The 20,953-nt window shown below is 65.6% G+C and carries 14 protein-coding genes, 1 pseudogene and 3 CRISPR repeat arrays (1 of these 18 running past the window's edge); of the genes and pseudogenes, 2 read left to right on the top strand and 13 right to left on the bottom strand.

The window, feature by feature from the left end:
- Window positions 1-265 precede the first annotated feature (265 nt).
- Window positions 266-1,132, bottom strand: a complete 867-nt coding sequence (locus Aple_RS22925; protein WP_155346715.1) for a tetratricopeptide repeat protein — start codon at window positions 1,130-1,132, stop codon at window positions 266-268.
- Window positions 1,133-1,228: 96 nt separating this feature from the next.
- Window positions 1,229-2,494 carry a tyrosine--tRNA ligase gene (gene tyrS, locus Aple_RS22920; protein WP_155346714.1) on the bottom strand — a complete coding sequence of 422 codons (1,266 nt, stop codon included), beginning with the start codon at window positions 2,492-2,494 and terminating at the stop codon, window positions 1,229-1,231.
- 242 nt (window positions 2,495-2,736) lie between these two features.
- Between tyrS and Aple_RS22915 the strand changes: the two genes are divergently transcribed.
- Window positions 2,737-4,968: a rhamnogalacturonan lyase family protein gene (locus Aple_RS22915; protein WP_155346713.1), complete on the top strand. Its 2,232-nt coding sequence runs from the start codon at window positions 2,737-2,739 to the stop codon at window positions 4,966-4,968.
- Between the two features lie 438 nt (window positions 4,969-5,406).
- On the opposite strand, the gene Aple_RS22910 is transcribed toward Aple_RS22915, so the two are convergent.
- From Aple_RS22910 to Aple_RS22860, 11 genes are all read right to left on the bottom strand, one after another.
- On the bottom strand, window positions 5,407-6,027 hold the full coding sequence (locus Aple_RS22910; RefSeq protein ID WP_155346712.1) for a DNA-3-methyladenine glycosylase: 621 nt from the start codon (window positions 6,025-6,027) through the stop codon (window positions 5,407-5,409).
- Entirely contained in the window at window positions 6,009-7,406 is a 1,398-nt protein-coding gene (gene argH / locus Aple_RS22905; RefSeq protein ID WP_155346734.1) for an argininosuccinate lyase, read from the bottom strand. The genes Aple_RS22910 and argH overlap by 19 nt, the downstream gene beginning before the upstream one ends.
- A gap of 39 nt (window positions 7,407-7,445) precedes the next feature.
- Entirely contained in the window at window positions 7,446-7,697 is a 252-nt protein-coding gene (locus tag Aple_RS22900; RefSeq protein WP_155346711.1) for a hypothetical protein, read from the bottom strand.
- Window positions 7,698-7,855: 158 nt separating this feature from the next.
- Window positions 7,856-8,865: a CRISPR direct-repeat array (repeat unit 30 nt; unit sequence GTTGCTGCCCCTCGCAGGGGCGATGAGGAC).
- Between the two features lie 122 nt (window positions 8,866-8,987).
- Window positions 8,988-9,251, bottom strand: a complete 264-nt coding sequence (cas2, locus tag Aple_RS22895; RefSeq protein ID WP_155346710.1) for a CRISPR-associated endonuclease Cas2 — start codon at window positions 9,249-9,251, stop codon at window positions 8,988-8,990.
- Between the two features lie 6 nt (window positions 9,252-9,257).
- Window positions 9,258-10,238 (bottom strand): type I-B CRISPR-associated endonuclease Cas1b, encoded by a 981-nt coding sequence (gene cas1b / locus Aple_RS22890; protein WP_155346709.1) that lies wholly within the window; start codon window positions 10,236-10,238, stop codon window positions 9,258-9,260.
- Window positions 10,239-10,703 carry a CRISPR-associated protein Cas4 gene (locus Aple_RS22885; RefSeq protein WP_246264712.1) on the bottom strand — a complete coding sequence of 155 codons (465 nt, stop codon included), beginning with the start codon at window positions 10,701-10,703 and terminating at the stop codon, window positions 10,239-10,241. It abuts the gene before it with no gap.
- Between the two features lie 29 nt (window positions 10,704-10,732).
- Window positions 10,733-13,102 (bottom strand): CRISPR-associated helicase Cas3', encoded by a 2,370-nt coding sequence (gene cas3, locus Aple_RS22880; RefSeq protein ID WP_155346708.1) that lies wholly within the window; start codon window positions 13,100-13,102, stop codon window positions 10,733-10,735.
- Window positions 13,099-13,749, bottom strand: a complete 651-nt coding sequence (cas5, locus tag Aple_RS22875; RefSeq protein WP_155346707.1) for a CRISPR-associated protein Cas5 — start codon at window positions 13,747-13,749, stop codon at window positions 13,099-13,101. The genes cas3 and cas5 overlap by 4 nt, the downstream gene beginning before the upstream one ends.
- On the bottom strand, window positions 13,746-14,771 hold the full coding sequence (cas7i, locus tag Aple_RS22870; protein WP_155346706.1) for a type I-B CRISPR-associated protein Cas7/Cst2/DevR: 1,026 nt from the start codon (window positions 14,769-14,771) through the stop codon (window positions 13,746-13,748). Before cas7i ends, cas5 begins: the two co-directional genes overlap by 4 nt.
- Window positions 14,772-14,780: 9 nt before the next feature.
- Window positions 14,781-16,157 carry a hypothetical protein gene (locus tag Aple_RS22865; RefSeq protein ID WP_155346705.1) on the bottom strand — a complete coding sequence of 459 codons (1,377 nt, stop codon included), beginning with the start codon at window positions 16,155-16,157 and terminating at the stop codon, window positions 14,781-14,783.
- A complete protein-coding gene (locus Aple_RS22860) occupies window positions 16,154-16,822 on the bottom strand; it encodes a CRISPR-associated endoribonuclease Cas6 (protein WP_246264714.1) in 669 nt (222 codons plus the stop codon). Before Aple_RS22860 ends, Aple_RS22865 begins: the two co-directional genes overlap by 4 nt.
- A 1,034-nt stretch (window positions 16,823-17,856) precedes the next feature.
- Window positions 17,857-18,746: direct repeats of the CRISPR family, unit length 30 nt; unit sequence GTCCTCATCGCCCCTGCGAGGGGCAGCAAC.
- A 56-nt stretch (window positions 18,747-18,802) separates the two neighbouring features.
- Between Aple_RS22860 and Aple_RS22855 the strand changes: the two are divergent.
- Window positions 18,803-19,088: pseudogene (locus Aple_RS22855) on the top strand (transposase); the annotation flags it as partial.
- Window positions 19,089-19,368: 280 nt separating this feature from the next.
- A CRISPR array of direct repeats spans window positions 19,369-20,953; the repeat unit is 30 nt; unit sequence GTCCTCATCGCCCCTGCGAGGGGTCGCAAC; it runs 476 nt beyond the window's last position.

Below are 20,953 nucleotides of genomic sequence, written 5' to 3'. Positions count from 1 at the left end.
ATCGTTCCCCCGTCTCCGGGGCAACCCCTCTAACTTACCCGCTCATCCGCTTCGTGTCCAATCACCCTGTTTGGGGTGTTTGATCACATCACGAATGACTCGTACGGTTGATCAGAGGATGGCCCGGGATCCGGCTGCCTTTCGGCCGCCGCGCACTCCCGGCGCGAAGAGAACATTAGGCAACCGTTCCCCCCTCGTCAAATCGCCGCTCCGCACGCGAATTCGCAGGTCACACCGCCCGCGAAGGCCCGGACCGCCAACATCGCTACGAGACTGTTACCGGGGTCACAACAATTCTTGGCTCACGCAGGTCGTTGGCGCGCATCAGATCGCTCCTGGCGTCCTCCGGGCACCCGGCCGCCTCATATGCCGCAGCCCGCACCTCGAACACCTCCGCCGCACCCGGCTCGATGGCCGCCGCCAGGAAGCAGTCCCCCAGCGCCGCCTGGGCGTCCCCCAGCGCGAGCTGCGCGCGGGCCCGTACGAGATGAGCCCGATGTGCCCCGGAAACGGGGTGGCACGGGACGCGAGCCGCGAGGGCCAGGCCGCAGTCGATCACCGCGCGGGCGGCTTCGCCGATGGCCAGCAGGGCCTCGGCGCGGTCCACCCGGAGCTCCTCCGAGTAGACCGGGCACTCCCCCAGCTCGATGACCCAGTCGAAATCGTCGATCGCGTCCCGCCAGCGGCTCATGGCCAGGAACGCGCGGCCGCGTACCGCGCGGGCCTCCCATTCGCCGGGGTTGAGCAGGAGCGCCCGTTCGGTGTCGGTCCACGCGCCCTGCTGATCGCCGCGCAGCGAACGGGCGATGGCCCGCGCGATGTACCCGCGCGAGGTCAGCTTGGCGACCAGGGACGCGGTCGCGTCCAGCTCGGCCTCCGCGTAACGGCCGGAGCGTCGCAGCAGCAGCGACCGGCGGTGGTGGGCGTCGGCCAGGTCGTCGGGGCCGAGCTGACCGTCGAGCGCGGCGGTCAGCTCGGCCAGGGCACCCGAGTAGTCACGCATCGCGTCGAGCGCGATCCCCCGTCGTAGCCGTACCTCGGGTGTGGCGTCGCCCGCGGCGAGCAGCCGGTTGCACTCGAGGAGGTCGGCCGTCACCGTGCCCAGCCGGGCCACGTCCTGTTCCACGCACATCGTTCCACCTTGTTCACCGTCTGGGAGGGGGTCGCCCAAAGGTAGGTGCGCGGCGCGCGGGTTTCTGTGAACGAATACGCAGAACGCCCGGGAGATCTAGCCGGAGACCTCGACGCCGCCGATCGTGCGCTTGCCCCGGCGCAGCACGAGGAACCGGCCGTGCAGCAGGTCCTCGGCGGTCGGCACATACTCCTCGTCTGTGATCTTGGTGTTGTTGAGGTACGCCCCGCCCTCCTTGACCGCGCGGCGTGCCTCGGACTTCGACTTGGCCAGGCCGCTCTCCGCCATCAGATCGACATACGGCAGGCCGAGCCCCGCCACCTCCGCCCTGGGCACCTCGGACAGGGCGGCGGCAAGCGTGCCCTCGTCCAGGTCAGCGATGGACCCCTGGCCGAACAGCGCGCGCGAGGCCGCCACCACCCGGGCCAGCTCGTCGGCGCCGTGCACCATCGTGGTCAGGTCCTCGGCCAGCGTGCGCTGCGCCTCGCGGGCGAACGGCCGGTCGGCGACCGCCTTCTCCAGCTCCTCGATCTCCTCCCTGGTGCGGAAGGTGAACACCTTGAGGAAGCGGATCACGTCGCGGTCGTCGGCGTTCAGCCAGTACTGGTAGAACGCGTACGGCGAGGTCAGCGCCGGATCCAGCCACACGGCCCCGCCGGCGGTCTTGCCGAACTTGGTGCCGTCGGCCTTGGTGATCAGCTTGCCGGTGAAGACGTGCGCGTGCGCGCCCTCGACCCGCCGGATCAGGTCCACCCCGGCGATGATGTTGCCCCACTGGTCGCTGCCGCCGAGCTGCAGCGTGCAGCCGTACCGCCGGAAAAGTTCCAGGTAGTCGTTGGCCTGCAGGATCTGGTAGCTGAACTCGGTGTAGCTGAGGCCCTCGCCGGCCAGCCGGGCCGACACCGACTCGCGGGCCAGCATGCGGTTGACCGGGAAGTGTTTGCCGATGTCGCGCAGGAAGTCGATGGCCGACATCCCGGCGGTCCAGTCGAGGTTGCTGACCAGAGTGGCGGCGTTGTCGCCGGTGAAGGAGAGGAACTTCTCCACCTGGACGCGGATCCTGGCCACCCACTCCTCGACGATCTCCTCGGAGTTGAGGGCCCGCTCGGTGCTACGGCCGCTGGGGTCGCCGATCAGGCCGGTGGCGCCGCCGACCAGGCCGATCGGGCGGTGCCCGGCGCGCTGGAAGCGGGTCAGGATGAGCAGGGTGGCGAGGTTGCCGACGTGCAGCGAGGGCGCGGTGGGGTCGAAACCCGCATAGACCGTGATCGGACCCTCGGCCAGTGCCGCGCGGAGCGCGTCGGCATCGGTGGTCTGCGCGGTGACGTCGCGCCAGTCAAGCTCATCGAGGATGTCGGTCACGGTTCCAGTTTCCCATTGCTCGTCGGGAGGCGGCTGAGTCCAGCCTGCCTGATCACGAAACCCTATCGCCACTCAATACCGGGAGCTGAAACGTTCACCTCCCGTGAGTGCCCAGGCATCGGATGTCTCCAGGTAAGAGGACCGCCCAGCATATGCCGATAAATCCGGCCCCCCTCCCGGATAGCGCTTTCCGAAAGGTTTCGGTACAAGGTGGTCACCCCAGTCCCCCACAGGGAGGGCACATGCGTACGCAATCGAAGCGCTTCGCGATCATCGGATTGATCGCGCTCGCGGCCGCGTCCACGGGAGTCACCGCCCAGGCCGCCGCCCCCGGCTGCCGGGTCGACTACAGCGTCCCGACCCAATGGTCGGGCGGCTTCTCCGGCAGCGTGACCATCACCAACCTGGGCGATCCGCTCAACGGCTGGAGCCTGGTCTGGACGTACACGGCCGGGCAGGCGGTCACCCAGGCCTGGAACGCCACCGTCACCCAGAGCGGCTCGCAGGTCACGGCGGCGGACGCCGGCTACAACGCGGCGCTCGCCACGGGCGCGAGCGCGGCGTTCGGCTTCAACGCCTCATGGAACAACTCCAGCAACCCGGCTCCCGCGTCGTTCGCCCTGAACGGCACGGTCTGCACGGGTACGGTCCCCAGCCCCACACCCACCCCAAGCCCATCCCCCAGCCCAAGCCAAAGTCCCAGCCCCAGCCCGAGTCCGACGACCATTCCCGCCGGGGCAAAGCAGGTCGAGGACCTCGACCGGGGCCTGATCAGCGTCAGGTCCGGCAGCGCAAACCTGGTCTCCTGGCGGCTGCTCGGCACCGAGCCGTCCGCGACCACGTTCAACGTCTACCGCGGGGGCACCCGGGTGGCCACGGTGAGCAATTCCACGAATTATCTGGACACGGCCGCCGCGGACGCGTCGTACACGGTCAGAGCGGTCATCAACGGCGCGGAACAGGCCGCCTCCCCCGCGTCGCTCAGATTCACCGGCGGCAACTATCTCGACGTGCCCATCCAGCCCCCGGGCGGAGGAACCACGCCATCCGGCGAGGCGTACACGTATGCCGCCAACGACGCGAGCGTCGGCGACCTCGACGGCGATGGAGACTATGAGTTCGTCCTGAAATGGGACCCCTCCAACGCGAAGGACAACTCCCAGTCCGGCTACACCGGCAACGTCTACGTGGACGCGTACACGCTGACCGGCACCCGTCTCTGGCGTATCAACCTGGGCAGGAACATCCGCGCGGGAGCGCACTACACCCAGTTCCAGGTGTACGACTACGACGGCGACGGCGACGCGGAAGTCGCCATGAAGACGGCGGACGGCACCACCTCCGGCACCGGTCAGGTGATCGGAAGTTCGACCGCCGACCACCGCAACTCCTCCGGTTATGTCCTAGCCGGTCCAGAATTCCTCACCATGTTCGACGGCCGAACCGGCGCGGCCCTCTCCACCGTCAACTACGACCCCGCCCGCGGCACCGTCTCCTCCTGGGGCGACAACTACGGCAACCGCGTGGACCGATTCCTGGCCGGAACCGCCTACCTGGACGGCACCCGGCCCAGCCTGATCATGTCGCGCGGCTACTACACCCGCACCGTGATCGCCGCCTGGGACTTCCGCAACGGCACGCTGACCCGCCGCTGGACATTCGACTCCAACTCCGCGGGCAGCCAGTACGCCGGCCAGGGCAACCACCAGCTGTCCATCGGCGACGTGGACCAGGACGGCCGCGACGAGATCATCTTCGGCGCGATGACGATCAACGACAACGGCTCGCCGCTGTGGAACACCGGTCTCGGCCACGGCGACGCGCTACACGTTGGCGACCTCAACCCCGCTAGGGCCGGGCTCGAGGTGTTCAAGGTCTCAGAGGAGACGGCCCGCCCGGGTTCCTGGTTCGCCGACGCCCGCACCGGCCAGGTGCTCTGGCAGTCGGCCAGCGGCGCGGACAACGGCCGCGGCGTCTCGGCCGACATCTGGGCCGGCAGCCCCGGCGCCGAGTCATGGTCGGCCAGCGACACCACACTACGCAGCGTCACCGGCGCCTCCCTCGGCCGCGAACCGTCGTCGATCAACTTCCTGGCCTGGTGGGACGGCGACCCCGTCCGCGAACTCGTGGACGCCACCCGCGTCGACAAGTACGGCACCAGCGGCGACATCCGCCTCCTGACCGCCTCCGGCGTGCACTCCAACAACGGCACCAAGGCCACCCCGTCCCTGTCCGGCGACATCCTCGGCGACTGGCGCGAAGAAGTGATCTGGCCAACCACGGCCAACACCGCCCTGCGCATCTACGCGACCACCTCAGTCACCGACCGCAAGATCCACACCCTGGCCCACGACCCCATGTACCGCGTCGCCATCGCCTGGCAAAACACCGCCTACAACCAGCCACCACACCCAAGCTTCTTCATCGGCGACGGCATGGCCACTCCGACCAGGCCAAACGTCTACGTCCGCTGAACGTCACGCTCCGGCCCCACGCTCTCGGGCCGTGAGCGGGCCGTGATCTTGGTCGGCAGACCGTTCCAACACCCTGCCGACCAAGGTCCACATCTGCTGCTCCGACTGAGGCGCTACCGCTCGCGGTCAACGCGCAGAAGGCGTACTACGAGGGGCTCGCACGCACGGGCCGACGGGCGAAGCCGCGAAGGCGGCCCGCTGATGAACGAGTTCGCGCTGAGTACCAGCCCGGGAAGTAACCTGTCGCCGTCGCCTGCGAGCACCAGAACGCCCACTCCCCTCGGGAAGGTGGGCGTTTCGACGTTGCCAAGGGCTGATCTAGAGGGACGTCCTTACGACTCCGACACGACGGTGCATCCCGCAGGATTTACACCTGTTCGCGAGCCTTTCGTCACAGGATGTAGTTATCCCATTGTTCAGGTGCGCTGTTCCCTGGACCTACGCCCGGATCCGCCGGACATGAGGCCGGTACGGCGAAACCGTGCTGTTCCCGTCGATCCAGAACCTCCACGGAGTCTCGGCTCCGGCCGCGACCCCGGTCCTGGGGCCCGCCTTGACCGCCATGGCGGGTTCGCCTTCCAGGACCTGGATGATTCCGTCGCCGCCGCAGCAGTCGAGTCCGTTGTGCTCCCTGGCGAGAGCGAGCGCGACCGCGAGCCGGGCAGGGCCACGGGCCAGGTCGCGGTCGGGCACCGGGCGGTCGTTCTCCCGCCGGTACCGGGCGACGTCAACGCCGGAGACGACCTCCCCGGCTCGGAGCAGCACGCCGGAGGCGATCCCTTCCGGGAGGCAGATCAGGTTGGCGCAGAAGTGCATCCCGTACGTGAAATAGATGTACAGATGCCCCGGCGGGCCGAACATGACGGAATTCCGGTGGGTCCGGCCGCGGAACGAATGCGAGGCGGGGTCTTCGCCGGGTTTGCCGTACGCCTCGGTTTCGGTGAGGCGGACGGCGACCGGCCCGTGCGCGATGACCCGCCCGAGCAGGTCGGGGGCGACCTCGTGCGCGGGCCGGTCGAAGAAGTCGCGCGTCAGCGGCTTCAGGCTCCGGTCGCCCATGCCGCCTGCGCGTCCACGGTCTCACGGAGCGTGTCCAGCTGATCACGCACGCGGTCGGGCGCGGTCCCGCCGTACGCCTTCCGGGCGGCCAGCGCGCCGGGCACGCTCAGCACATCCCGGACGTCGCCGCCGAAGTGCGGCGACACCTTGGCCAGTTCCTCGTCGGTCAGCTCGCCGAACTCCTTGTCGTTGACCTGGCACCACACCACCAGGTGCCCGACCGCCTCGTGCGCGTCCCGGAACGCGACGCCCTTGCGGACCAGCAGTTCGGCCAGGTCGGTGGCCAGCGCGAACCCGTCCGACGCGGATGTCTCCAGCTTGGCCGTGTTCACCCGCATCGTGGAGACCAGGCCAGACACCGCCGGAAGGACGAGGAGCAGGGTGTCGACGGCGTCGAACACCGGCTCCTTGTCCTCCTGCAGGTCCCGGTTGTAGGTGAGCGGCAGGCCCTTCAGCGTGGTCAGCAGCGTCATCAGCGACCCGATCAGGCGGCCAGACTTGCCCCGGGCCAGCTCGGCCACGTCCGGGTTCTTCTTCTGCGGCATGATCGAGGAGCCGGTCGAGTAGGCGTCGTCCATCTCGATCCAGCGGAACTCCTGCGACGCCCACAGGACGATCTCCTCGCCCAGCCGGGACAGGTGGATCCCGATCATGGCCGCGCAGAACAGGAACTCGGCGGCGAAGTCCCGGTCGGCGACCGCGTCCATCGAGTTCGCCGCCGCCGCGTCGAAGCCGAGCTCGGCGGCGACCGCCTGCGGGTCCAGCGGCAGCGAGGACCCGGCCAGCGCGCCGGAGCCGAGCGGCGAGATCGCGGCCCGCTTGTCCCAGTCGCGCAGCCGCTCGATGTCGCGGGTGAGCGGATGCACGTGCGCCAGCAGCTGGTGGCCGAACGAGACCGGCTGCGCGTGCTGCAGGTGCGTCATGCCGGGGGCGGCCGTCTCCGCGTGCTGCTCGGCCTGGCTCATCAGCGCCGTCTCCAGCTCCACCAGCCGGGACACGATCGTGCGGACGTGGTCGCGCAGGTAGAGCCGCAGGTCGGTGGCGATCTGGTCGTTCCTGGACCGCCCGGCGCGCAGCTTGCCGCCGAGCGAGCCGAGCCGTTCGAGCAGGCCGCGCTCCAGCGCGGTGTGCACGTCCTCGTCGGCCACCGTCGGCCGGAAGGCGCCGGACTTGCAGGCCTCCTCCAGATCGTCGATGGCGGCCAGCATGCGGGCCAGCTCGTCGTCCGCCAGCAGCCCCGCCCGGTTCAGCACCCGGGCGTGCGCCCGCGACGCGAGCAGGTCGTAGGGAACCAGCCGCCAGTCGAAATGCACGCTCACCGACAGCCGGGTGAGCGCGTCCGCCGGGCCGCCTTCGAACCGGCCGCCCCAGAGCCGCATCGGCTTCCCCTCAGGACTCACGTGCCGCTCACCCTCTGGTCATCGCGCGAGCGCGTCTCCTGCACCACCGAGTCGTCTCCTCTCACTGTTCAATCCGCGACGATAGCCCATGCCGGAGCCATCGGTGACCTGCGCCCAGGCCCGCCCGCCCACAGCACGAGAAAGATCAATTGTGCCTGAGGAGACGTCAGACCTGCTCGCGCAAAGCTCCTCCAGCGCGTCGAGGAGGCGGTCCCGCTGGCCGTCGGTGGAACCGGCCAGCAGGGCGGCGACAGCGCGGGACACGGTCATCGCCTCGACCAGGCGCAGGGCGGTGGACGTCGTGCCCAGCGCGGTGAGGATTCCGGGGGCGTATCTCGGCCCAGTCCTCCACTTTCAGCACCTCCCTAGCGTCAGGGGTCAACTTCAGGACCGACCGTGCTCGTCGCCTGGCTCGCCAGCGTCGGCATGTTGTGACCCCTCGCAGGGGCGATGAAGACAGGCTGCGGGTGTAGTAGCCGCGCGCCATGATCAGGTTGTGACCCCTCGCAGGGGCGATGAGGACGAATCCTCAGACGTGGAATCAGGAAGTCTACCGCTGGTTGTGACCCCTCGCAGGGGCGATGAGGACCCGCGGCGAGCTCGCTCTTGCCGTTCTTGCGGGGTTGCTGCCCCTCGCAGGGGCGATGAGGACCTCATGGCGGTGACCGGCCACACCAAGCCGACCGTGATGTTGCTGCCCCTCGCAGGGGCGATGAGGACACGTCACCGGTCACGGTGACCGCCGCATCCTGCTCGTTGCTGCCCCTCGCAGGGGCGATGAGGACCGATGCCGCAGTCGGCGCGCGGGCACTGGAGCAGTTGCTGCCCCTCGCAGGGGCGATGAGGACGCCGCGAGGACTGGCCGAAGGATTAGTTGTCGCTATGACGTTGCTGCCCCTCGCAGGGGCGATGAGGACGCCGGACCCGCCCGTTGTAGCCGTCCAAATCGTTGAGTTGCTGCCCCTCGCAGGGGCGATGAGGACGTCTGCGTCGCCGCCTTGCGAATGATCTCGACGAAGTTGCTGCCCCTCGCAGGGGCGATGAGGACTGCCCAGCGCATCAGGCCACTGCGGATCACGCCCATGTTGCTGCCCCTCGCAGGGGCGATGAGGACCGTGATCGCGCATCATGTTTCCGAGGCCCTCAGTATGTTGCTGCCCCTCGCAGGGGCGATGAGGACTAGCCCGATTGACCTGCCCTGACTCCAGTAGGTTTGTTGCTGCCCCTCGCAGGGGCGATGAGGACTCGGCGCAAGGACTGGGTGGAGAAGACCTCGACGTTGCTGCCCCTCGCAGGGGCGATGAGGACCGTGGACGGCCGGAAGGTCACCTGCATCGTCTTCGAGTTGCTGCCCCTCGCAGGGGCGATGAGGACTCGGTCACGCTCGGCCAGGGCGGCTCGGTCACCTGTTGCTGCCCCTCGCAGGGGCGATGAGGACCCCAAGGTAAAGCGCCAGCTCAATGGCGGTGGAGTCGGTGGTTTGGGTGCTCGAAATGCAGTGAACTGTCGGTTGTGCATCTGAGCCCGGTGGTTCGCTGCAATCCGTCGGATTGATCTTAGTTAGAGAATGTCGCTCGGGGACGGCTGGGCAGCGCCCCACTCTTCGCGACGTGGCACGGAACCGGGTGGGTAGGTGTACACCAGCACGCTGTCGTATCCAGTGTCGATCACACCCGCCACGGCGGCTTGGAAGCGCTTGAACTGGGCGGCGCTGAGGGCTCCTTCGAATACGCTGCGCTGGACATGGTGGAGATACTGGCGACAGGTACGAAGGATCTGCGGATTACGCTCTGCAGCGGTGTCATAGACCACGACGACGTACATGACTCGTTACCACCAGATCCGGAACGGCTTGTATGGCTGGTCTTCCAAGCAGGTTCGTGTCAGCTGAAGGGCTTCAAGGTAGAGCAACTCGTCGTAGGCGACTTTGCGGCCGAGCCCCCGGTGCTGGACGGTGACGCCGAGCTCGTCGCGAATGGTCTGAACGACGAGCTTGCGACCCGTTGTGCTGAGCATCGCCTGACTGGAGTTGACGTCGAAGTGGTGCTCCTTCAACTGACCTCGGCCTGCCAGGCGGAGGAGCAGGCGCTCCGCGAAGAGGGGTTTGAACACCTCGGCGAGGTCTAGCACGAGCGAATGACGCTGCCGTTCCATCGTGCTGTGCAGGAACGCGATTCCGCTGTGCAGTGGAGTGAGTCGTACGGCGGTCAGGATGCGTGCGTAGGTGACGCCGTTGGCGTAGCTGATAAAGGCGTTCCCCGCATTGCGGGGCGGGCGACGGCTCCGGCCGTGGAGTTGTAGCCAGTCGGGAAGGCGAGTATCCAGAACTTCCCAAGCTGACCGGCGGAAGGTGCCTTCCGCGCCCATCAGTTGCTCGGTTGTGGTGGATGCCTCTACGGATTCCTCCAGCACCGCGTACGGCCGCGCCAGCAATGTCCGCTCGACCACCCGGCGCACATTGAAAGCCGCCGCGCGGACCAAGCTCCTGGCGATCTTCAGCGAGGCAGTGGGGTCGGTGGATAACCGTGCTTGAGCGACAACGGTCTCGCCTGAGGTGCTTGTCTCGGAGGTGAGCAGTGATCCTGCGTAGTCCCCGTAGTGGCTGAGTAGGTGGATATTGATCCGGTGGCGGTTCAACAGGCTGACGACTGCGGTGTTCACGTCTACCGGTTCGCACGCGACTATGTCACGCACGTCGGTGATGGGGATGTGGACAGGCTTGTCATCGGGACGTTCGATAACTAACGACTGGTCTTGGCGGCGGATCCGGCAGGCTGTGGTGAGCCAGTATGTACGCGCGGCGCTGGGCATTCATTCCATCCAGCAGTAGTCGATATAGCTGCACCCTTTACAGGCTGGACGAGCCAGGCGAGGAGGTGAGCTGGGGGCGGCGACGGTTTCAAGGACGGTGACCACGTCAGCGGCTGCCTTGGCCGCTTGCTCTGTCGTATAGGGAATGCGGATGGTACGGCGTGTCGCGGGGTAGTGGAGGATGGCTCCCTTGGCGTCGATGCCGACCTCATGGAGGCGGTAGCAGTAGTGGATGGCCTGTGCGTTGTCGGCCGCGCGCGATACCGCCGAAGACTTGACCTCGTGAACCCACAATGCCCCGTCCAAGTGATCCAGCTTGGCCGCGCCAAGGTCGACCGGCTGACTACGCCGGTAAGAAGTCTCATGTACGGCCTCGCCGAGTTGGACTCGGTCGCTGAGATGTTCTGGGCGTATGCCCCGCACATACAGCCAGAGCTGCCGCGGACAGTGGTAGAGGTACTTCACGTGGACCCCGCCGACATCGGCCGCGCCGATCACAGCAGCTCGCCGAGCAGATAGACCGGGCCATCCTTGTCGGTGCGGATCGTGCCGAGGCCGGATTCAGCGTCGTATTCGGCGTCGATTACCACTACACGGAGATCTCGATCGAACCGACCCAGGCGAACGGCGTAGTGCGGGAGCGGCAGCAGATATTCGGAAGCAAGCAGCCGTCCGGCAGATTTCTCATCTGTTGAGTTCAGTGCCGTGGTGTAGTTGTCGATGTCGTCGGCCAGTACAGCCTCGATGCCATCGAACATCTCGTCGAACTCATCAGCTAATTTGGTTCGGTCGTCGAAAGGAAGCTTGAACTGCAGGAAGGCCTCGCTGAATTGTTCGCGATGACTGGTGACGTCTTCAGCCCACTGAATTCCCCATGGCGAGTCGTAGATTTCGTCGAGCCACTCGCCGGTGACCTTTTCGTCAAGCATGGCGCCATGGTTGCGCTCCAGGATTCCCATGGTCAGTTTTGTGGGCGCTTCATCATAAACTCCGTCGGCCCACAACGCAGTTCCAGAACGACGTTTTCGGTAGTCGGGGTGGTGGACGATGACGTCAGCGGGTTCGCGTTTTGCGAGGCGGTTCACTCGGCCGAACCGTTGCAGCAGCGCTTCCAGCGGGGCGCCGGAAGTGTGGATACTGCTGAAATCCACGTTCAGTGAAACCTCGACTACCTGGGTGGATACCAGTAATCCGGGCATGTGGGGAACGCCGACCCCGTACCGCTCCATGATCTGCTTCTCTATCTTCGCCCGGTCCCCGGCCTTGAATCGGGAGTGCAATAGCAAGGCCGCGCCTGGACCGTGCAGTTGGCCGGCGAGTGGTCCGAGCGCATTGTAGAGCAGGCGCGCGTCAGCGATGTTGTTGGCTACCAGGAGCACAGCCTCATTCGCCTGAAGCCGAGCAGCAATCTTTTCGATGGATGAGGCCGAAGTCAGAGGCTCTGGGCAGACCGACAGCCGATGGCGGACGGCCCAACCATCGTCGAGCGCGTTCACCTCGGTTGGCTCCTGGGCCAGAGCATCACACAACAGCGCGGAAAGCGCTCTGGGTAACGTGGCGGAGATGACGGCGATTCGCCCGCCAAGTTCTTCCCACAACCCGAGCATGGCCAAAATGATGCCCATGCGCTGGGTGTCATAGGCATGCAACTCGTCCAGAATGAACACCGAGTTGGCCGCGTCGATAAGCAGGCCCGCATGAGCGGGTCCGGCAAGCGCTCCGCGCATCAATTGGTAGGGGGTGCCCACTCTGACCATTTCCTGGAATAGCCGGGTCGCCTCTCCTCGTGCTACCGCCTTCTTGGCCGCTTGGATCGTGTCGACGTTGGAGTCGTCACATACGGACTGGTTGAGGTGATAGGAGGCCGCTTTCGAGTGGGCGACGCCAACCAGGGCCGTATCTCCCAGCTGATTTCCGATCCTGGTCGCCATCGCGTTGATCGATGCCAGGTAGGGCAGCGTGTCAAACACGCGCGGCTCGCCGCCGCACGTCTTTCGGATCGCCTCAACTTGGGTTGCCGCCCACAGTTCGACCGCTTCGGTCTTGCCTGACCCAGTCGGAGCCCTGAGAAGCAGATGGCCTTGTACGGCTGCCGCCAGTTCTTGATGTTTGTGGAGCTTGACCCCTGCGGAGAGTGCATGCGCGAAGGCGGCATCTATTGGCTGGCGGGTCTGCAAGCTGCCGTGCGCGGAAGAGACGTGGTCAGCGAGAGTGACGGCGCCCTGCAGCAGAACGGCGGCCAGGCCTGAACGCCGGCTCATGATGCGATCCCACCGGTCCTTCAGGGCGTCCAGCATCTGGTGGGCCAAACGGTAGACATCAGCCGGCTGCATCCCAGAGGGAACGGAGCTCAGCAACGCCGCTCCTTGTGCCTTGGCCGTGAGCCAGGCTGCCAATTCAGTAACCAATGGAAGTTCGACAGGACCGAATCGGCTGATGAACGAAGCCGGATCGGGGTCGGCGTGGCGAGCGAAGATGCAGCGGTCACCGAGGCCGGTCAACGGCCTGTGGTGGGTAACCACGCCCAGGGCGACCCACTCTCGATCCGCCTGCGGGAGGTCGGCCAGAACATGGGAGACGAATCCCAGCGAAAGCACCTCGTGGCGCTCTCCCCATCTTCGTGCTTGAGCCGGGCCGTTACCTACTTGGAGTTGAAAGCCTTCGGCGACCTTTCCAGCGTCATGCAGCAGGCAAGCCAGGCAAGCCCACCGCCAAAAGTCCCCAGGGAGGACGGCGATGCGCCCCACCCTGGACGACAGCAGTTGGGCTGCCTCCAGCGCGGCCATTGAGTGCGCGGTTAGCAGCTCTCCCGTTTGCTGATTCTTCCGTGGGCTTTTAGCCCAGGTATGGCTGAGCTTTCTCATGACGTCGGCCAGTAGTTGGCGGGGTGGACGGCGTCCAACATTGTCACGGCCTGGCCCTGGTCAGTGACGTACTCGCCACCGATCTGGACATCGCCGCGCGTGGTGGCGTACCGGTAGGTCTTCCAGATGGAGTTGGCCCGGTCGATACTCACTGATGTCGGCAGCCGCAGCAAGGCGCCTGCGCTGGATCTGTCAGCCGGGATCAATGCTTGACCCTGCGTTCCGTATCCGTCGTTCAGAACCACCCGGCGGGTGCGGGCACTTGCCAGATCCTGGCTACGGCCGAATCGAAGGGGCCAAACAGGTCGACGGAAGGCTCCCTCCCACAGATCCAGGTCACTGATGAGCCACAGCCGAAGGCGGATGTCCGCCAGGAATTCACGATCCTTAGGCGTTGGGGAAGTCTTAGCGCCCTTGGCGTCCAGCGGATGATAGGTCTCCAGATCGGTTCCACTCCCGCCAGCGGTGAAGCAGACTGCGAACCGGGTGTGAATCGGCATGTGCGCCCAGCCGCCAACGGTAGAGGCCAGCAGCCCGCCGATGGCTGAGGGCGGCGGGCAGGGTAGCCCGACCTGAACTCCGGCGTAGAGGGGATTCCGGAATGACACGACCGGGGCAGTTACCTCGACCTCGAGTGCAAGAGTCACCGGGCGGGGTCCTCAAACCAGTCATCGTGCCGGCCCGCCTGAATTCCATCGGCCAGCGCACGCAGTAGTACGCGCGGGTGGCCGATCGTGAGGCGGCCATCGTTGATCAGGTCGGCGAGATTCTTGCTGGCGACCTCTCGCTGGTCGCCGAGGAACCCTGGTGCCCAGCCCAGGAGGACGGGACCGTCCAGTTCATCCGCCCAGACATCAACCTCCTCGCGAAGGACGTCTGTGTCAAAAACTGTCTGGTTGTTTTCGGCGGCCAGCACGCGGGTGAATGGGTTGTTTCCGCCTTTGACAGGAGCCAGCAACACCAGGGCTGGCGTCCGATCGCCATAGTGAAGCGCCCGCTTGGCGCCACCCCGGACCTCCGCGAGCGTACGCAGCAGCACTGCGACTCGGCGACGTCGTTCTTCCAGCGGCAGCCGCAGGCAGCTCATTCCGCGAAGTTGTACTTCTACGGCCCCCGCGCCCAGTGCCTCCTTGGCGGCGTCAGCAGACAGCGTGCGCCGCAGTCCGCCCCCGTCGAGCTCGAAAGTACCCACCCTTGGCAGGTCAAGCAGGATGCCTCCCCCCAGTTCCGCCGAGTAATGCTCGTGCTCATGGATGACGGGATTCTCGCCAGCGGCAAAACCGCGGCTCATCGTCCCGAAGTCCATGGCAGGCTGACGGGGGGTTACCGAGACAAGAGTGCCCGTGGCCAGCACAGTGTCGCGCTGATAGTTCTCGTTCTTGATGGCGACCATGTAGCCGAACAGGTCATCGTCCAGGTGTTTGTCGGGCCGACCGGATGTGTACGCCTGCTGCTTGGCGCCTGAACCGGTCCGGATGACCGGAGAGGCGGCCTCGGTTACCGGCAGGCTGTCACGCAGCCAACGGCGGAACGCTTGGGCCGAGACGTAGGGATGCTTATCCCGACCGATCCACAGGTGCTTGACCTCGCCCCGGTTGTTGTCGCCGCGGCCGTTGTTCGGAGCGCCCGCATCGATATCGAGGGCAATCTTTCCGGTCAGATAGGTCACTGCTGCTCCTTAAATTGAGAGGCCGTCATCGTCGCGGTCGGCTCGTTCATCAGGATCCTCAGGAACGCCCTTGAGCCAGTTGAGTTGACTCAACTCCTGCAGCACGCTGATCAAGAGGATGTCGCGGTGGAGTCGGCTGCGCCCGTCGGAATCAAAAAGCAGCCGCCACTGCTCATCGGTAACGAAGGAGCCCTCCTGGTCGGGTTGAAGTGTCCAGCGGACGGCTTGTTCCTTGAGCCAGCCTTCCAACCTGCGGGATTCGCGATGCATGTGTTCGTAACTCTTGAGTGTTCCTCGCTCAGGTTTGGCGGCCAACACCCCGGCGACGCGGGCAGCCAGTTCCTTGACTCGATCAACGTCTCGTTGGTTCACGTGCAACACCTCTGTCACGTACGAAAGACACAACTCGGTTAGAGGACGGGCCTCGATCGGCAGAGCATCCTTCTCCACGGCCAGACCGACGAGATAGCTGACAACTCGCTGCGCCACTGCGGGAGGGTTGCGAAAGGCATTGCGGGCCAGTAGCGCCGTGCCAGGAATCTTCTCGGTTTGATGGGCACGGATCAGATAGCGGAACCCATCCGGGTTGCGCGTGTCCTGCATAGTGGTGCGCAACCATTCAGCCAAAGGCTGATCCAGCCCATGGATGTCCAGCGTCTGTTCCTTGTTGCTGTTGCTGAAAACGAACAGCTCGACCATCTCTGTGATTCTTGCCCCATAGCCACGCAGCCAGCGCAGCGCCTCCACTTCGCGCGCGTACGGCCCGGACTTGATCCCCGCAGTCGTCAAGGCTGCCGCTTCTTTGGTCCGCTGAACCTGCGTCGGCACCGCCCTGGCCAAAAACTCGTCGTCCCAGCTGTGAAGCGTCACCGCCTTGCCGCCTTTGAGGCTGCAGCCGTACGGCAAGGCATGAAAGCTTGCCAGGCAGCCCCGGCACAACGCCAAGCCATCGTGACCAGGCACCGTCGTATTGCGATACGACGTGCTGGCGCCGAGCGGGAGATCGACCTTTCCGTAAAATCCGCACGATGCCCGTCCACAGAGCATGCATGGCGCATCTGGTCCCGTTTCCGGGAAAGTTCGCCACGCTCGCATCTGCTCGCGGCGCTCATCCGGGGATATCTTCTTTCGGTTGGTGGTGTTCAGCCCGCTCGCATTAGGCCAATACGTATAGCTCGCGCCCAACCAGAAGCCGCCCGGATCCTTACTCCCCTCCACCCTGGCAGTCAGCAGGAGATGCTTGGTCATCAAGTTGTAGGCGCGTTCGAACGACTCGGCCGTCATCTCCTCAGGCGAGTCGACACCGGCAAGTGCGGCCAGGGCGTACGCGCCGACCCGCTGTAGCGGATGCGGCGTCAAAACGACCGGAGACTGATCAGAATTCATGCGGCCACCCACCCGAACCCGGCAGCATTCGCCTGGCCCAGCCCCCAGTCGCGAAGAGCATGCAGGAGGTGCGGCTCCCCAGTCAGCTGGACCTCTATAGCCGCGCCAGGCTTCAGGCCCCCACCTACCGCGAAGGAGCGTTTCGGCCCAACCCAGGTGATCTGCTCAAGCTGAACCAACGGCTCCAGACCGAGCGACTCGGCCTTCCGACACAGATTGTTTTGGAGGTAAGCAGCGAACTCCGGCTCAGCCGGCAGCACCCACGCCTGCCGCGTGATCCTCTCGCCCGAATCGTCGCGACCCGAACCCTTCATCACCACCGGAGTACGCGTCCGAAACCTCGCTCGGCCAGAGGCGAAATCGCCTCCCTCCACAAGCGAGATTCCATGAACACGAAGCGCCACGCCACCCCAATCGATCAGTCGACAACCGATAAGCGCCACCGACCACCCAGCAATCACCTCAGGCAAGGGACTACCCAGCTCCACGTAACCACGACCAGATGCTGTATAAGCCCCTCGTCTACGCGGAGCCGTCGGAAAGACAGGGCCGCTGTAGCCGAAGGGAACCAATCCGTGCGGACTCAAGCCCTGATCATGCAACCGCTTACCGAGTTCGGGAGCACCTTTGGCTAGCAAGTCGTAACAAAAGCCTCGACCAGGCATCAATACGCTCTGCCACGGGATCTCCCGGGCCAGCGTGGATATCTCGATCCGTAACCGCATGCAGCCTTCCACCTCCATCTTGGACCGCGCCAGACTCTAGCGGCACGCACCGACAAAAGTTGGGCGTATGGCGATAGATCCGGATCTGGGTAGAAGAAAGCTACCTCAGGTGATCACATCAGCCAGAAACGCCAGGGCTACCCAGCCCAATCGGCACTTCGTAACGCGCCAGCCCCTCGAAGGGACGATGAGATAGATCTTCGCCTGCTCCGCATGCACGCAGCTGACTACATTGCAACCCCGTATTCGGGCGAATGACTCTCGCGGCCGTCGGTCCGGCGTATATCCTCAGGCCACCACGAGGGAGAAATATTGCAATCAGCTTACTACCGAGCAGGAGGCTTGTCCGGTGGACAGAAAAGCTAGAAATGCTGAACCCCCTCCCATAGCAGCAGACCAGGCAGTGGAGCGCACTGACTGCCGGGCTGGCGCTTAGGGTGTCTCCCGGCGGCAGGCTGCGACGCAGTTGGATTGCAGGCGCAGGTGGGGTTCTAGTCGGTACTTCGACGGGTGCCTGGTTCATGCACCCAAGCGTTGGTCCACTGGTAACGGGCGTTCAGATGGTCTTGATCATAACTGTGGTCGTGACCCTACTGTTCGGCAAGGAGGCACACAGCGAGCGAGCCTTCCGATTCTTGCGGTGGCTGGCCAATCGCCCAGAACCAGGCGACAGCGCATCGACCACGCCCCGCACAGATGACTCGAAGTAGCCTCAGCCTGCCCAACTAAAAGACTATTTCGGGCGGACATCATAGGAATGACCGATTCCGAGCATGGCGGCGCACTTCTGTACGCTTTTGTTCCGTACTACGTGAAGACCGAATACCTTGCGCTTCAGCTCCCAAATCAAGATCATCATCATTGATGATGATTGCAGCAAACCGCCGGGGTCACATGCATAACCGGTGGTTCGCTGCATTCCGCGAACGAAGAGCATCGACTCCACGAGCTTTGAGCTGGGACTTTACCGTGGGGTCCTCATCGCCCCTGCGAGGGGCAGCAACTCTTACTGCGCCGGGCCAACCCGGAGGTGTTCGCTGGTCCTCATCGCCCCTGCGAGGGGCAGCAACCGCGATGGCGGCTGGACCAGCTACTGCTCGCCCCCGAGTCCTCATCGCCCCTGCGAGGGGCAGCAACCCTGCCGGTTGTCCTTGCGCGACCGGAAACGCGGCGGTCCTCATCGCCCCTGCGAGGGGCAGCAACATGCAGATCGCGCTGAATGAGCAGCGGGCGCGGATGTCCTCATCGCCCCTGCGAGGGGCAGCAACCGCAAGGTCTCCAGCGGGGTGGTCTCGCTCATCCGGGTCCTCATCGCCCCTGCGAGGGGCAGCAACAGGGAGTCCGGCGTGAGCAGGTGAAGCGGCTCCTCGTCCTCATCGCCCCTGCGAGGGGCAGCAACTCAACGTCTACGTGTGCAGGGGTCGATCCGCGCCGAGGTCCTCATCGCCCCTGCGAGGGGCAGCAACGCGGGCAAGCACGGCCGCCACTACCCGAAGGCGATTAGTCCTCATCGCCCCTGCGAGGGGCAGCAACATGACGGCCCGGACGAGTGGACGTGTCCGGCGTGCGGGTCCTCATCGCCCCTGCGAGGGGCAGCAACGCGGCAACCGGTTCCGTGTCACTCGGGGCTGGGACGTCCTCATCGCCCCTGCGAGGGGCAGCAACAAGTGCTTGCGGCGTTCGGCGTCCTTGGAGTCCACGGTCCTCATCGCCCCTGCGAGGGGCAGCAACTGTTCGGTGGCGGCGTGGATGGCCTGGAGGAGGCGGTCCTCATCACCCCTGCGAGGGGCAGCAACCGGACGGTGTTGGCGGCCTGGGCGTTGCGTTCGGCCTTGTCCTCATCGCCCCTGCGAGGGGCAGCAACAAGAACGCCCGCCCCATCTACAAGGACACCGTTGATCTTGCCGAGAGCGGGTCGTGGTGTCGCTGCGCCAAGTCGAATCCGAGCTGATCCCGAGCATCACCGTCGAGGTGGCGCGGGCCGCGTTCCCCAAGGGGAGCATGGCGATCCGGATCCGCGACGAGCTGGGCGTGCTGTTTCGAGATCAGGACTTCGCCGCCGCCTTCTCGGCCCTGGGACGACCCGCTCTCTCCAGCCCGTCTGGCGCTGGTGTCCATCTTGCAGTTCGGCGAAGGCCTGTCCGACCGCCAAGCCGCTGAGGCTGTCCGGGCGAGGATCGACTGGAAGTACGCGCTCGGCCTGGAGCCCAACTACGCCGTTTCCAAGCCTCCGTCACCACCGTCCTCGATCTCACCTACTACAGCGTCATCGTCTACACCTTCCCGCCCGGCAGCACCCCTCAACACCTCGCCTGGGGAGCCACCGAACCTGAACCCACGGATATCCTTTAACCCAGCTCCTTGACCCCTCTATAGCGCCAAAATTTCAGCGACACGCCGGGCTTTCCTGCACAACCGGAGGTCCGCTGAAAACTAGCCCCAAAACCCGCCGCCCCCACCGCCAACGACCAGCGGCTTTACCTTGGGGTCCTCATCGCCCCTGCGAGGGGTCGCAACCAGCACATCCTGGGCTACTCCCCGCTGCAGACCGGGTCCTCATCGCCCCTGCGAGGGGTCGCAACTCGAAGTGGAGGTCGGTGGTCGCGTTGGTGGTGATGACGTCCTCATCGCCCCTGCGAGGGGTCGCAACCTGGACGGTGAAGGCGTAGTAGCCGTACACCACCAGGTCCTCATCGCCCCTGCGAGGGGTCGCAACACTCGGAGGAGGCGGACACCGGCGAGCTGTACGCCTTGTCCTCATCGCCCCTGCGAGGGGTCGCAACACCATCTGGTCGGCCGACAACCCGAGGGACTCGGTCCTCATCGCCCCTGCGAGGGGTCGCAACACCAGCCTCTCCAAGTACTCCTCGTCGGGCCTCTTGAGTCCTCATCGCCCCTGCGAGGGGTCGCAACATGTGCATCCGGGTGATTTTCGGCACGATGAGGCCGGTCCTCATCGCCCCTGCGAGGGGTCGCAACTGGATCTCGACCCGCCAGCCGAACCGCTGGGCTAGCGTCCTCATCGCCCCTGCGAGGGGTCGCAACACGACTCCCAGGCGCTGGTGGCGGGGACACTCCCCAGTCCTCATCGCCCCTGCGAGGGGTCGCAACCGGCATGGCGCAACTGGATCGACAAAGCCCACCACGACGTCCTCATCGCCCCTGCGAGGGGTCGCAACGTGTGTGTGTTGGACGTAGGCGGCCTGCTGTTCGGGTCCTCATCGCCCCTGCGAGGGGTCGCAACCGGTGAAGTCGGCCCGGCCGAAGGAGCCGTTCGGCTGTCCTCATCGCCCCTGCGAGGGGTCGCAACGGCAGGGGCACAGTCCGGCCGAGGCCGCCGAGCTGGCGTCCTCATCGCCCCTGCGAGGGGTCGCAACGCCAACATCGCCGACGTCTACGCCCAGCCCTCCGGGTCCTCATCGCCCCTGCGAGGGGTCGCAACGCATTTATCTCGATGAGGACGGGACGCTTTCTCATTGGTCCTCATCGCCCCTGCGAGGGGTCGCAACGTTGCTGGGCCTGCCGCCCTCGGCCCCACCCCCACGTCCTCATCGCCCCTGCGAGGGGTCGCAACACACCACGCTGCTGGCGCTCTACCCCCACGGGGAAGTCCTCATCGCCCCTGCGAGGGGTCGCAACCGGCCAAAGTTCCTCGACCGGGACGGCCCTGCCGGTCCTCATCGCCCCTGCGAGGGGTCGCAACGAGGGGGCTGCTGTTCGCATGGTGGCTACGAAGGTCCTCATCGCCCCTGCGAGGGGTCGCAACGGCGACGTCGTGGGAGGGCGTGCAGATCGAGCTGTTGTCCTCATCGCCCCTGCGAGGGGTCGCAACACGAGTGACTCGACCCGCTGGCACAGGCACTCGGTCCGGTCCTCATCGCCCCTGCGAGGGGTCGCAACGCGTAGGGCGGGTTGCCGATCCGGTAGGGGGCCGGGGTCCTCATCGCCCCTGCGAGGGGTCGCAACCTGACGCACGTGATGAACTCGTCGTCCGTGACCTGAGTCCTCATCGCCCCTGCGAGGGGTCGCAACGGGCTGGGCTGATGGCTTTGGGCCCGATCTCCCAGGTCC

The sequence above is a fragment of the Acrocarpospora pleiomorpha genome, assembly GCF_009687885.1.
In the GTDB taxonomy this organism is placed as follows: Bacteria; Actinomycetota; Actinomycetes; order Streptosporangiales; family Streptosporangiaceae; genus Acrocarpospora; species Acrocarpospora pleiomorpha.
Note: the sequence above shows the minus strand (reverse complement) of the source record. Positions and strands in the feature narration are given on the sequence as shown.